At 39.4% G+C, this 13503-nt stretch carries 10 protein-coding genes; 3 read left to right on the top strand and 7 right to left on the bottom strand.

Annotated features, from left to right (window positions below):
- Positions 1-2: 2 nt before the first annotated feature.
- The 6 genes from AC1DNH_RS04635 to nirB all read right to left on the bottom strand — a co-directional run bounded on the left by AC1DNH_RS04635 (position 3) and on the right by nirB (position 9003).
- Positions 3-506 carry a nitrate reductase associated protein gene (locus AC1DNH_RS04635; RefSeq protein ID WP_477609057.1) on the bottom strand — a complete coding sequence of 168 codons (504 nt, stop codon included), beginning with the start codon at positions 504-506 and terminating at the stop codon, positions 3-5.
- A 151-nt stretch (positions 507-657) separates the two neighbouring features.
- Entirely contained in the window at positions 658-4209 is a 3552-nt protein-coding gene (locus AC1DNH_RS04630) for a molybdopterin-dependent oxidoreductase (protein ID WP_477609055.1), read from the bottom strand.
- A 42-nt stretch (positions 4210-4251) separates the two neighbouring features.
- Entirely contained in the window at positions 4252-5619 is a 1368-nt protein-coding gene (locus AC1DNH_RS04625) for an MFS transporter (protein WP_477582100.1), read from the bottom strand.
- Positions 5620-5657: 38 nt separating this feature from the next.
- Positions 5658-6053 carry a hypothetical protein gene (locus tag AC1DNH_RS04620; protein ID WP_251029902.1) on the bottom strand — a complete coding sequence of 132 codons (396 nt, stop codon included), beginning with the start codon at positions 6051-6053 and terminating at the stop codon, positions 5658-5660.
- A 51-nt stretch (positions 6054-6104) separates the two neighbouring features.
- Positions 6105-6452: a nitrite reductase small subunit NirD gene (gene nirD, locus AC1DNH_RS04615; RefSeq protein ID WP_029276048.1), complete on the bottom strand. Its 348-nt coding sequence runs from the start codon at positions 6450-6452 to the stop codon at positions 6105-6107.
- A 37-nt stretch (positions 6453-6489) separates the two neighbouring features.
- Positions 6490-9003 (bottom strand): nitrite reductase large subunit NirB, encoded by a 2514-nt coding sequence (gene nirB / locus AC1DNH_RS04610; RefSeq protein ID WP_477610763.1) that lies wholly within the window; start codon positions 9001-9003, stop codon positions 6490-6492.
- Between the two features lie 251 nt (positions 9004-9254).
- Between nirB and cobA the strand changes: the two genes are divergently transcribed.
- Positions 9255-10019: a uroporphyrinogen-III C-methyltransferase gene (cobA, locus tag AC1DNH_RS04605; protein WP_230141651.1), complete on the top strand. Its 765-nt coding sequence runs from the start codon at positions 9255-9257 to the stop codon at positions 10017-10019.
- A gap of 201 nt (positions 10020-10220) precedes the next feature.
- Here the strand turns inward: cobA and AC1DNH_RS04600 are convergent, their stop codons facing one another.
- Positions 10221-11570, bottom strand: coding sequence for an alpha-L-fucosidase (locus tag AC1DNH_RS04600; RefSeq protein ID WP_477610495.1), 1350 nt, complete (start codon positions 11568-11570; stop codon positions 10221-10223).
- A 194-nt stretch (positions 11571-11764) separates the two neighbouring features.
- Between AC1DNH_RS04600 and AC1DNH_RS04595 the strand changes: the two genes are divergently transcribed.
- Positions 11765-12616 carry an SDR family oxidoreductase gene (locus AC1DNH_RS04595; protein ID WP_477625212.1) on the top strand — a complete coding sequence of 284 codons (852 nt, stop codon included), beginning with the start codon at positions 11765-11767 and terminating at the stop codon, positions 12614-12616.
- Between the two features lie 34 nt (positions 12617-12650).
- Positions 12651-13475, top strand: coding sequence for an ion transporter (locus AC1DNH_RS04590; RefSeq protein WP_477610493.1), 825 nt, complete (start codon positions 12651-12653; stop codon positions 13473-13475).
- The last annotated feature ends 28 nt before the right edge of the window (positions 13476-13503 follow it).

Here is a 13503-nt window from a genome sequence, read left to right as displayed (position 1 = left end):
ATTTAGCTATTTAAAAGTCCAAATTCTACTATTGCCTTTGGGAAGTTTTTGTTTTCGTGCCCTGGTCTGCATAATTTTAAAAGCGCAAACCTTTGGATATTAGTGAGTTTTCGCCACTGGTTTATGGAAAGCTGTAATGCTAATTCTGTCGCCTTTTCTTTTAGCATCGTAGGGATTTGATGTAGGTTTCCCCAATCGGGTAGCGGATCGATAGCTAGCGTGGTAGCTTGATTTCCAGTATATTTTGTAATCAGGCCAATCAGAAATTGATGGTACTTATCTGTTTGTTCCTGAGTTGAAACCGGTAGTAAAGCCAGTTGGATTCTTTCTGATGGATGAAATTTACTCCATTCAGCCAATTTTAGTTTTATTCCTGCGGCATCCATTTTAAAACGTACGATCATCGGGATACAACGCACATTTTCTTCAATAAAATCTTCCTCGAACTTAAAATATTCAATCCCTTTTAGGTTTTTAAATTCTGAAGGACCTATTTTTACTTTCATCACTTTGTTCAATTTTAAATATTATTCTCTGAACCTTCATTAAAGAAAGAGAACTTACTCTTCTTATTCTGTCATGTTGTTCGTAGGAGTCCTATGGACAGGATGACAATTCATACTATGATACACGCTTATGAAGAATCACGAAAATCTATCATTTCTCTACTAAAACCTGCTTAGGTTCCGTTTTTAATACATTTACAAAAGAATCTAATATGGCTTTTACCTCGGGCCTGCAACTGCCACAGCCCATTCCAGCGCCAGTTAACTGGCAAAGCTGCAAATGATCTTTACAGCCGTCTTTAATTTTGTTGATCAGGTTGCCTTCGCCAACATTGTTGCAGCTGCATACGGTTTTGCCGATAATGGGTTCGGTTGTTTTGCCACTTCTTAACAATTGAAGCCGCTTTTCGCTCAACTCCATTTTATTTTCGATCAGGTTGCGGAATTCCAAAAACTCACTTTTATCGCCAATTAATATGGCTCCAACCAGTTTATCATTGTGTACAATACATTTTTTATAGTAGCGCTTTGCTTTATCAATAAAAACAATTTCCTCATAAGTCGGATCGTTGTCCGGTATTTCGGCCAAACCTAATGAACAGAGTTCTAAACTGTGCATTTTAAGGATATTCATGAGCAGGCTGCCCTGGTAAAATTTAGCAATGTCTCCGCAAAGAAACCGGGCTACAATTTCGGCCTGTTGTTCTGCTGCTGCGGTAATGCCATACATCTGGCCATTAAATTCGGCAATTTCTCCAATAGCATAAATGTCTTTTTCGTTGGTTCTCAGGTATTCATCAACTACAACACCTCTCTTGCATTCTATACCTGCTTCTTTAATCAGTTCGGTATTCGGAACAGTACCTATGGCAATTACTAAAGATTCGCAATCGATCAATAAACCACTTTTTAAACGGATGCCCGAAATGCTTTTTTCACCGATAATCCGGTCTACTTCATCATTGTAAAAAATCTCAATGCCTTTGCTGATCAGTTCTTCATGTAGTAACTGACTGCCTAATGCATCCAACTGGCGACCCATTAATCTTGATATCCGTTGGATAATCGTCACTTTTGATCCTGTTTCGGCCAAAGATGTAGCGAGTTCGATACCCAATAAACCGCCACCAACAATTACTACTTTTCCATTTGTGGTATCCACGTGTTTTTTAAAACTGTCGGCATCGTTACGGCTGCGCATGGTAAATATGCCGTTTAGTTTCGGGATATCTTTAAGCACAAAAGCCCTGCTTCCCGTGGCCAGGAGCAGGATATCGTAATGGTGGGTTTCTCCGTTACTATCAATAACGGTTTTATTTTCTTTGTTGATTTTTTCGATACCTAACCCACGGTGCAGTTTAATTCTATAATCGGTTTCTTCACTATCGCTCATTTTAATGAGGTTATGCCATGGTAAAGTGCCAATAATGTAATCGGGGAGAAGTACCCTGTTGTAAAAAGGGAAATTCTCTTTGCTAAAGATCTCGATATCATCTTCGGTATTTAAGGCCCTGTAACTTTTAACAAAACCACAGGCACCAGCTCCCGCACCAATAACAATGATCTTTTGTCGGGCTTTTTGATATAATTTTACTTCTACAGCACTAAATTTAAAATCGGGTTCTTTGCTTAGTGGATCAACCAGGTTATTGGTGAGGTTATTCACCCGGTTTAGGTCACTTTTTAAGATTTTGCCCCAGTGCATGGGCATAAAAACCACTCCAGGTTTAATATCTTCCGAAAATTTTGCTTTTACACGAACATTTCCACGTAAACTGGAAATTTCGATAATATCATTGTCTTTAATGTTCCGGGCTTCAGCATCAATTGGGTTGATCTCTAAAAAAGATTCACTAATATGCTGGTTCAATTTATTTACCTTGCCTGTTTTGCTTCGGGTATGCCATTGATCTCTGATTCTTCCGGTGGTTAAAATCAATGGATGTTCCGGTGTTAAAGCTTCCGATTGGTTTTGGTCATCAAATGATAAAATATTGGCTTTTTTATCTGGTGTGTAAAACTGGTGATCGGTAAATAACCTGGCTGTTCCGAATGCTTTTTCTTGCTTCGGGTAAGGCCATTGAACGGCTCTTTTTTTTCTTAAAATCTCATAATTAAGTCCGCTGATATCAATGTTGGTTCCTTCCGTAAGGGCTGCATGCTCGTTATATATTTCGGAAGCACTTTTGAAATCGAAACCGTGATAACCCATTTTTTTTGCAAACCGGCAGATAATTTCCGAATCTGGTAAGGCTTCTCCAGGTGCTTCGGTTACTTTACTGAGATAAGAAATATAGCGGCCTGCATTGGTCATGGTGCCCTCTTTTTCTACCCAGGCAGCTGCAGGTAAAACCACATCAGCGTATTTTAAGGTTTCTACTTTGTTGCTAATATCCTGAACAACTACAAATTTCGCTTTTTTTAATCCTTCTTCGGCTACACGAACATCTGGTAGGCTAATCAATGGATTGGTACATAAAATCCATACTGCTTTGAGCTTTCCTGTATTCAGTTCATCAAACATTTCGGTTGCAGTTAAGCCCGGTTTAGATTGTATGGTGCCCAATGGGATCTGCCAAAATTTTTCGACCTCATTGCGGTGACTTTCGTTGGCTAAAACCCGATGTGCCGGCAATAAATTGCTTAAACCACCAACTTCTCGTCCGCCCATAGCATTTGGTTGTCCAGTGAGTGAAAAAGGTCCGCTTCCAGGTTTGCCAATATGGCCGGTAATCAGGTTTAGATTGATTAATGAAAGGTTTTTATTAGTACCCACCACACTTTGGTTAAGCCCCATGGTCCACATGCTGATGAAACCTTTTGCATTGCCGATGTACGATGCGGCCAAGCGGATATCACTTTCTTTTATGCCACAAACAACTGCTGCTTCGGCCAGTGAGGTTTCGAAAACGGTAGCATGGTATTTTTCATAACCATTGGTGCTGTTGATGATAAAATCAGCATCGATTTTTCCATCTTCAATTAAACATCGGCCAATGGCGTGGTGAAGGGTAATATCGGTGCCTGGATTGAGTTGCAGATGGACATTGGCGAGCGAGCAGGTCTGCGTTTTTCGCGGGTCACTGACAATGATCTTTAAGTCTGGATTTTTTTGCTTTGCGGCTTCAACACGGCGCCAAAGGATAGGATGGCACCATGCTGGATTTGCACCCGCAACAAAAATGCAATCGGCAATTTCAATATCATCGTAACTAATGGGCACAGTATCTTCACCTAAGCTCATTTTATAACCAACAACCGCACTGCTCATACATAAGCGGCTGTTGGTATCGATATTATTGCTACCGATAAAACCTTTAATCAATTTGTTTACTACATAATACTCTTCCGTTAAACATTGTCCGCTTGCATAAAAAGCCACACTATCGGGACCATGTTTTTTAATCAGTGCTTTAAAAACGGCTGCCGTTCTTTCTAGTGCGGTATCCCAACTAACCCTTTGTAGGGGCATATTCTTGTTGTAGCGCATTTCGGGGTACAGCAGTCTGTCACTTTTGTCATTCGCCGTGTAATGAAGATTCATGCCTTTACTGCACAACATGCCTTTGTTTACAGGGTGGTTTTTGTCTCCTTCAACTGTTATCCGCTCATGGATATCTTTATTTACCACAATACCACAGCCCACTCCGCAATAGCAGCATGTTGTTGTATTATTTAGCGATATATTCTTTTCTTCTTTCAAATGATCAACGGTATTGTAGGTAGATTTTTACTTTTGGTATGACTATTTGCTCGGTGTAAGTACAAGATCTTCTATCTCTGCGCTTTTCTGTGCCATAATGGTTCTGAAAATAAATATAGCAATGCCAATTCCGAGGATGATAAAGCCTAGAAAGGTAAATGCACTGGTATAATCGATCAGATCTTTTTGAATAGAATGCCCATTTTCGATTACATTTTTAGTAGCATGACCAGCTTTGGCTTTAAACATAAATGCAATAAGCATAGCGCCGATATTTCCGCCAGCACCTACAATACCTGCTACACTACCAACCGCAAGTGGATTAATGAAAGGAACAAGGCTGTAAGTTGCGCCGTTGGCCATTTTTAAACTTAGACCGAAAACGAACATCATAAAAATAGCCATTCCAATATTGCCCGATTTTGCGAACCAGATCAGGCCGATTCCTTCTATCAGAAGCAATAGCGCAAGTAAAAGTGTTTTGCCATCAAATCCCCAGGTTTTACCGATTTTATCAGCAACAATTCCACCCAATGGTCTGGCAAAAACATTGATCCAGCCAAAAATACCTGCAACCATTCCGGCTATGGCGATTGTTGCACCGAATGAATCAGTAAAAAAGATCGGGGCGAAGTTGTCAACCGTTATTTCTACACCAAAACAGGCAGCGTAGGCAATGGTTAAAATCCAGGTGCGGTAATCTTTTGCGGCGATTAAAAATGTGTTTTTGGTGCTTTTTATGTTTTCATCTTTTAAATCCTTAAAATCTCCCTGTGGGGTATCTAAAGTATAACGGTGATATAAAAAAGCACATACTAAAAGCATTACACCGGGAAAAATCATAGCATAACGCCAGCTGTCTTCAGTGCTACAAAAGCCCAGAGCGGTAATGCCAGATGCGATTAATGGCATAAATAAATTGGCAGCACCACCACCTGCATTACCGAAGCCACCTGCAGTTGCATTTGCGGTTCCTTTAATGTTCGAAGCAAACATAATGGAGGTGTGGAATTGGGTAATTACAAATGAAGCGCCGATTACGCCAATGGCCAAGCGGAAAAGTAAAAATGAAGTATAAGAATGGCTGGTTCCGATTAACAGTACCGGAATGGCACACAGTACCAAAAGCCAGGTGTAAATGAGTTTAGGACCAAATTTATCAATTAGCCGTCCGATCAGTAAACGGGCAATAATGGTAGCTGATACTGAAGCAATCTGAATGTTGCCCACCTGATCTTTGGTAAGGTGTAATTGCTCTCTTGCAATTTTCATTAAGGGGGCCATGCCGAACCAGGCGAAAAAACAAAAGAAGAAAGTTAGCCAGGTGATGTGAAAGGTTTTCATCTGAACACCTTTGAACGAAAATATATTTAATTTATCTAGCGGTTTAGTAATGGAGTTTAGTGTCATAACGATCTGTTTAAGCGTAAATAAATAAATGGGTTCTTTTAAAATTTATAGCCTAAGCCTACGCCAACGTTCCATTCGCCATTTTTGACTGCGGTTTTAGGGTTGTAGTATAAAGGGAGTTGTAAAGCTACATGCCGAAATGCAGCTGTTAAGCCAAAACCAAGGCTAGGTGTAAGTAATTTGTTTTTTGGGGCACCCGATGCCACTTTGTCTTCTTTAATTCTTAAAGTAGGTAACAGACCTAATAATACACTATAGGGCTTTTTGCTGAATTTAATGCCCGGTCCAGCGCAATTGAGAAATGCACCGCCATCTACATATCCGGCAACTAAAGTGCCGTCAAAAAGAACAGCTTTTGTTTGCGATTTGGCCGAAAAAAAGAACAAGGTAAGTGCAAGGCAGCATGATACTGCTGCATAATTTTGAATTTTCATGTTTGTTTGGTTTAAGTTTATACCGAATATAGTTAATCTTACTGGGTCAGGTTAAGATTTTGGTGTTGTACCAATGTAAACGGTTCCGTTTTCTATCTTTACAGGATAGGTTTTTATTGCGCATTCATCACCGCTTAAACATTCGCCAGTGCTCAATGAGAATGTTTTTTTGTGGAAAGGGCAGGCTACCTTAGGTTCATCGGTAGTAGATCCAATCATTCCACGGCTTAATGCCATCTGTTTTTTATGCGGGCACTCATTTTGTGTGGCGTACCACTCATTTCTTCTGGTGAAATAGAAAAGTGCAATCTGATCTTCACCATGTTTTACGCAAACGCCACCGTTCTCAATGGCATCCTCGACTCGGCAGGCTGCTAGCCAATTTGATTGTTCATTCATAATTTTTGGGTTTTATAAGGTTTGTAAAGATTATTTATTAAACTGTTTTCCATTCGGCGGTTCTTTTTTGTCCGCGCATCTCAACAAATTCTATAGTTGGATCTTTGTCTTCCGGTGCATTTACAAAATGAGAGAAGCGTTTTCTGATCGCAGGATTTTCTACAGCTTCTTTCCATTCGCATTTGTAAGAGGCAATTAAGTTTTCAATTTCATTTTCCCATTGGGCGGCCATTCCTAAACTATCGTTAATGATTACGTTCCGCAGGTAATCTATTCCACCTTCCATTTTGTTCAGCCAGGTTGCTGTTCTGGTAAGGGGATCGGCAGTGCGGATGTAAAACATCAAAAATCTATCAATGTATTTAATACAGGTTTCACTATCTAAGTCTGTTGCCAGTAAAAGGGCATGTTGAGGTTTGCTACCGCCATTACCACATACATATAAGTTCCAGCCTTTTTCAGTAGCAATAATGCCGAAGTCTTTGCTCTGTGCTTCTGCACACTCTCTGATACAGCCACTTACAGCTGATTTAAACTTGTGCGGTGCACGGATACCCCTGTATCTTTCTTCGATCCGGATGGCGAAACTTACACTGTCATGCAAGCCAAATCTGCACCAGGTACTACCTACGCAGCTTTTAACCGTTCTTAAGCCTTTTCCGTAAGCATGTCCGCTTTCAAAACCTGCAGCGATTAATTCCTCCCAGATAATAGGAAGGTCGTTAAGGTGTGCACCGAACATATCAATACGCTGACCTCCGGTAATTTTGGTGTAGAGGTTATATTTTTTAGCTACTTCGCCAATTACTATCAATTTATCGGGTGTAATTTCGCCACCCGGAACCCTTGGTACCACTGAGTATGAGCCGCCTTTTTGGATGTTGGCTAGAAAACGGTCGTTACTATCCTGGGCCACATCATTTCCTTTTTTAAGGATCATTTCGTTCCAAAGGCTGGCTAGGAGCGATGACACTAATGGTTTACATACCTCACAACCGTCATTTTTGCCTAAAGCATCCAATACTTCATCATAACTTTTTAGTTCGTGGATATGAATAAGGTCAAAAAGTTCTTGTCGGCTATAGTTAAAGTGTTCGCAAATTACATTTTTGATATACTTACCTTGTGATTTTAAGGTATAAGTCATCAAATCTTTAACCATTGGCAAGCATCCACCACAGCCTGTGCCTGCTTTGGTGCATTTTTTTAAGTCATCAATGTTTTCGCAAGAGCCATCAGCAACTGCAGCGCAGATATCGCCTTTGCTCACGCCTTCACAGCTACAGATCAATGCACCATCGGGTAAACCTGTAATTCCGGCTCCGCCAGCAGGCTCGCTTCCGCCACGTGCACCCAGAATCAGTTCTTCAGGGTTTTCTGGTAATACAATCCGGTTATTAGAGGTCTGCAACAGCAGGTTGTAAGCTGTTGCATCTCCAATTAATATACCTCCTAAAAGGTATTGCCCGTCATTACTAACATTTATTCTTTTATAAACGCCTTTGTGTTTGTTTTCGAAGATGATGGTGCGGCAATCGGGTTCGGTAATAAAATTATCACCAAAACTGGCCACATCGATACCGATCAGTTTCAGTTTAGTGCTCATATCAAACCCTGTAAAGGTTTTTTCACCTTCGCAAAGGTTTGCAGCCAACACTTCAGCCATTTCGTAACCAGGAGCAATTAAGCCATAAATCATTCCATCGTACAAAGCGCATTCACCAATGGCAAAAATAGCCGGATCATTGGTTTGCATTTTTTGGTCCACAACAATTCCACCGCGCGGACCAACCTCGATACCGCAGGCTTTTGCCAGTTCATCACGTGGTTTTATACCAGCAGAGATGACAAGCATATCTACATCTAAAGCAGTATCATCGCTAAACTTTAATGCGGTAATACGGCCATCGCCTTCAATACTTGTCGTGTTTTTATTTAAGTGGATCTGTAAACCAAGATCTGCGAGTTTAGATTTAAGCATATCGCTACCTGCAGTATCAATTTGTCTTGGCATTAAGCGCGGTGCAAATTCAATAATGCTCGTTTTTTCGATGCCCAGATCTATTAATGCTTTAGCAGCCTCTAGTCCCAGTAAACCACCACCGATAACCGAAGCTGTTTTGGCCTTTTTGGCATAACCGCTAATCAGGTCAAGATCTTCAATGGTACGGTAAACAAAAACACCTTCTTTCTCGATACCAGGGATATTGGGAACGAAAGCCCCCGAGCCGGTTGCAAAAACAAGAATATCGTAATGATAATCAAGGCCACTGGCTGTATAAACTTTTTGAAGTTCGCGATCTATTTTAACGATTGGATTATTTAAGAAAAGGGTAATATTTTGCTCTTGATACCAGTTTTCAGTAGAAAGAGAAAGATCATCAGCAGTTTTTCCGTTAAAATATTCACTTAAATGAACACGGTCATAAGCTCTGCGGGGTTCTTCGCCAAAAACAATAAGATTAAAAGAAGAGGTTTTTGATCTTAGCTTTTCGCAGAATTTATATCCCACCATTCCATTTCCTATTACGATTATTTGTGGTTCTTTCATAAATCTTAAAGGTATTTTGTGTTTGTTGGTTTCTGTTGGTTGTTTTTTGTTTCGAATTATTTGTTTTATTGTTTTTTATTGATAATAATCGATTCAAAAATTCATATTTTAATATTTATATGATTTTTGATATTCAAATATAGGTTAAAATTCAATTAAAAGTTGTTTTTGTGTGATTTTTATCATAAAAAATTTAATTTTTTAATAAATTTTCATCACTTTTATGTTTAAATAGTTAAATCATTAAAATTATGAATCAAAAAACTAACGATTTTGGACTTTTTATAATGGGTGGAGGTCCTGGAGATCCTGAATTGATCACTATGAAAGCTTTTAATGTGCTAAAAAGAGCAGAAGTTATTCTGTATGATAACTTAAGTAATGAGAAATTGCTAGAGATTGCACCGAAAAATTGCAAAATGATCTATGTTGGCAAGCAACCTTATGGAAAATACACACCACAAGAGAAAATAAATGAATTAATTGTCGAAAATGCCCAAAATTATCAAGTAGTGGTGCGTTTAAAGGGGGGAGATCCTTTTATTTTTGGCAGAGGCTTCGAAGAATTGATTTATGCGGAGGCTAGGGGCATCAAATGTCATTACATTCCAGGTATAAGTAGTATGCAGGGCGCAGGTTTTATTGATGTTCCTTTAACACACCGCGGCATTAGTGAAAGTGTTTGGATCCTTACCGGAACCAAGAAGGACGGAAGTTTGACCAACGATTTAAAGTGTGCCATGAAAAGTTCCGCTACAGTTGTTATATATATGGGTATGAAAAAAGTTGGCGAAATCTCTAAAGCTTATTGTGATGCGGGCTTAGGTGATATGCCTGCGGCAGTTATTCAGCATGCTACCTTGCCCAACCAAAAACAAGTGGTATGTTCAGTGCAAAATTTACAGGAATCTGCTGAACAGGCAGGCTTAACTTATCCTGCTATTATTATTATAGGTAATGTGGTGCAGGCTAAAGCTTATGCGAACTTAAATCAGGGAGAACTTTTATCAGCGTAGAACGGTTCATTAGTTCATTCGTAATTGATCATTACTACATTGGTTGATAGTTTATAGATTCATGGTTGATTGCATACGTGATAACTAAAATCTTAACTCCCTTAAATCCCAATGGTCAGCCAAATAGATTAACTGTCTAAATGTTATCAATAAAAAAGCCCGCAAGGTTTAACTTGCAGGCCAATAATTAATATGGATTGATTAATTTAAAGTCAATTCGATTACCGGGATTTCGAAGTCGGGTTTTTTCTTTGGTAGTTTTAACACCAAGGTATTCCCGGTCGATTTTTGAGCGTCAATCTGTATTTCAGAGTTGTCATGTAAAAACTGCGCGTATTTCGCCTTCTCTTTATATCCATCCAGCGTAATGTAGCCCGTATTTGGATATTCGAACAAATGCAAATACAGTTTTTTGGTGTCGCTATTGTAAGTGAGTTTTACTCCTTCGGGCGCTTTAAATTCGGTTGGGGCGAAAGTACAATGATAAATAGATTTCGAATTGGCGTGCATCCAAAGGCTTAGGCTATCTAAAGCAACGTTTGCTCTGCTATCAAACTCACCACGCGCAGTGGGCCCAACATTTAATAATAAATTTCCTCCATTGGCTACTGAAGTAATCAAAAGATCTAATAACTTCCTGTTGCTTTTCCAGGTGTTTTCGTCACGGTGGTAGCCCCACGAGCCTGAAAAGGTTTGGCAGGTTTCCCAAACTTTGCCGCGGTATTTTTCTAATTCCTTCGGACTAACCTGTTCAGGTGTTTCGAAATCTGTACCATCTTCATAATCATTAAGATCCAGGCGGTTATCTACAATAATTTGTGGCTGCAGTTTTCTAATCTGCTTAAGTAATGCTACCGAACCCCAATCATCACGACCCTTACCATGTTTGCCCGGATAAGAGAAATCTGCCCAAAGAATGTCGATTTTGCCATATTTAGTAAGTAACTCGGTTACCTGATCGTATAGGTACTTACGGTATTTGGCTATATCCCTGTTTTTGTTCAATACCGCATACTGATCTTCATGGTCCTTATCAGGCCTTAAAGGATGGTGCATATCAACAGGAAAATCGGGATGATGCCAATCAATCAGCGAATAATAAAAGCCTACTTTTATACCCTCGGCGCGAAAAGCCTCAACAAATTCTTTAACCAAATCTCTTTTGGCTTGTGTATTGGTTGCCTTATAATCAGTAAATTTACTATCAAATAAAGTAAAACCTTCATGGTGTTTGGTGGTTAACACGGCATATTTCATGCCTGCTTCTTTAGCTTCTCTGGCCCATTTTTTAGGGTTAAATAAATCGGGATTAAACTGATCGAAGTATTTCTGATAGTTTTCGTTGGTAATGTGTTCGTAATTTCTTACCCACTCATGACGGGCTGGTAATGCATATAGGCCCCAGTGGATAAACATGCCGAAGCGTGCATCGGTCCACCATTCCATTCTTTTGGTTTTTTGGGCAACGGTTTCATTGCCTAATCGTTTTTGAGCAAAGCCAGGTAAGGTTAAGCCCAGTATGAACAAAGCTGATAAAATTGTTTTTCTCATTTTCGGTTTCTTTTGGTTAGCATTTAATGGGCTAATTTACTGAGGTATATCCTTTCAAAATGATGGAATATGAGCAAAATATTAAGTTAAATTGGTTTAAGTTTTAACGGAGAAGGTTGAGTTTCTTAAAACTTTGAAGATGCTATTCTTGTTTAATTGGCAATGTTGTGAAACTTAATTTGACAAAAGAAACGATGGAAACTCAAAAAACACCTGCTAAACAGAACAAACAACCAGGGATAGAGGCGAAGATGGATCCAAGACCTGAAGTAATTAAAGCAAACTATAAGGGAGCAGGAAAACTGAATGATAAGGTTGCCCTGATTACCGGTGGAGATAGTGGCATTGGTCGTTCGGTAGCAGTTCATTTTGCAAGGGAAGGTGCCAACATTGCTATTGTTTATCTGGATGAGGATGTTGATGCAAAAGAAACCCAGAAAATGGTTGAAGTTGAGGGTAAAAATTGTTTATTGATTAAAGGAGATGTTAAAAAGCCTTCATTTTGTAGAAAAGCAGTAAAAACAACTGTTAAAAAGTTTGGAAAGATCAATATTTTGGTAAATAATGCCGGCATGCAGGTTCCGCAGAAAGATCCAAAAAAGATCGACGATAAACAGTTGGAAGATACTTTCCGTACTAACATATTTGGCTATTTTTACTTTGCGCATGAGGTATTGGAATATTTTCAGGCAGGCGATACCATTATCAATACCACCTCAGTAACGGCTTATCGTTCTTCGCCAAATCTGATCGATTACTCTTCAACAAAAGGCGCAATAACTTCTTTTACACGTTCGCTCGCTACAAATTTAGCCAAAAAAGGTATCCGGGTAAACGCTGTCGCACCGGGACCCGTGTGGACACCACTCATTGTATCTACTTTCGATGAAAAAAAGATTAAGTCATTTGGGTGTGAAACAGCCATGGAAAGGGCTGGTCAACCCTCAGAACTTGGACCATCTTATGTATTTCTCGCTTCAGACGATGCTTCATTTATCACCGGACAGGTAATCCATGTAAATGGCGGAGAAGTGGTAAACGGTTAATTTCTTTACCTTTAATCATATTTAAACCATTTCCATGGCATCAGATCCACCTAAAGATTGGCGTTTTAAGCTTCATGAAGTTATTTACGAATCGAATACACCTGCAGGTAAGGCATTTGATATTGGTTTATTGATTGCCATATTTTCGAGTATCATTGTGGTAATGCTCGATAGCGTTATTGGTATCCATCGGCAATACGGCAAACTGTTTAATATTATGGAATGGATTTTCGCCGCGCTTTTCACAGTCGAATACATTTTAAGATTGGTGAGTATCAGAAAACCGATCAGTTATGTGATCAGTCCATTAGGTATTATCGATCTGATTGCATTGTTACCGTCTTATTTGAGTATCTTTTTTATTGGTGCACAATCTTTACTGGTTTTTAGGGCACTAAGGTTACTTCGTGTTTTCAGGATATTCAAACTCGGACATTTTTTAACAGAGATTAATTTTTTAACCCAGGCACTGAAAAACAGTGTGCGGAAAATCAGCATATTCCTGCTAACCGTTTTAACCATCACCGTAATTCTTGGTTCTATTATGTATTTGGTAGAAAAGCGCGAAAATGGATTTTCGAATATCCCCGAAAGTATTTATTGGGCCATTGTAACCATTACAACTGTTGGTTATGGCGATATTTCGCCCATCACGCCACTGGGTAAGTTTGTGGCTTCTGTAGTGATGCTGATCGGTTATGCCATTATTGCTGTACCCACCGGGATTATTACCCACGATATTGCTGTTGCGGCCAGACAGAAAAAAGAATTACCCGAATCCTGTCCGAGCTGTAGTAGAGAAGGGCATGATAGCGATGCCTTGTTTTGCAAATATTGTGGATCCTCTTTGTTTAAATAAAAATGCCAGATAATTACTAACCTGGCAT

The organism is Pedobacter sp. 01N310 (genome assembly GCF_056399805.1).
Note: the sequence above shows the minus strand (reverse complement) of the source record. Positions and strands in the feature narration are given on the sequence as shown.

Excerpts from the sequence above, each read along its gene's own strand:
- AC1DNH_RS04635 (WP_477609057.1), bottom strand. The coding sequence starts at position 506 with ATGAAAGTAAAAATAGGTCCTTCAGAATTTAAAAACCTAAAAGGGATT.
- AC1DNH_RS04625 (WP_477582100.1), bottom strand. The coding sequence starts at position 5,619 with ATGACACTAAACTCCATTACTAAACCGCTAGATAAATTAAATATATTT.
- AC1DNH_RS04620 (WP_251029902.1), bottom strand. The coding sequence starts at position 6,053 with ATGAAAATTCAAAATTATGCAGCAGTATCATGCTGCCTTGCACTTACC.
- nirD (WP_029276048.1), bottom strand. The coding sequence starts at position 6,452 with ATGAATGAACAATCAAATTGGCTAGCAGCCTGCCGAGTCGAGGATGCC.
- nirB (WP_477610763.1), bottom strand. The coding sequence starts at position 9,003 with ATGAAAGAACCACAAATAATCGTAATAGGAAATGGAATGGTGGGATAT.
- cobA (WP_230141651.1), top strand. The coding sequence starts at position 9,255 with ATGAATCAAAAAACTAACGATTTTGGACTTTTTATAATGGGTGGAGGT.
- AC1DNH_RS04600 (WP_477610495.1), bottom strand. The coding sequence starts at position 11,570 with ATGAGAAAAACAATTTTATCAGCTTTGTTCATACTGGGCTTAACCTTA.
- AC1DNH_RS04595 (WP_477625212.1), top strand. The coding sequence starts at position 11,765 with ATGGAAACTCAAAAAACACCTGCTAAACAGAACAAACAACCAGGGATA.
- AC1DNH_RS04590 (WP_477610493.1), top strand. The coding sequence starts at position 12,651 with ATGGCATCAGATCCACCTAAAGATTGGCGTTTTAAGCTTCATGAAGTT.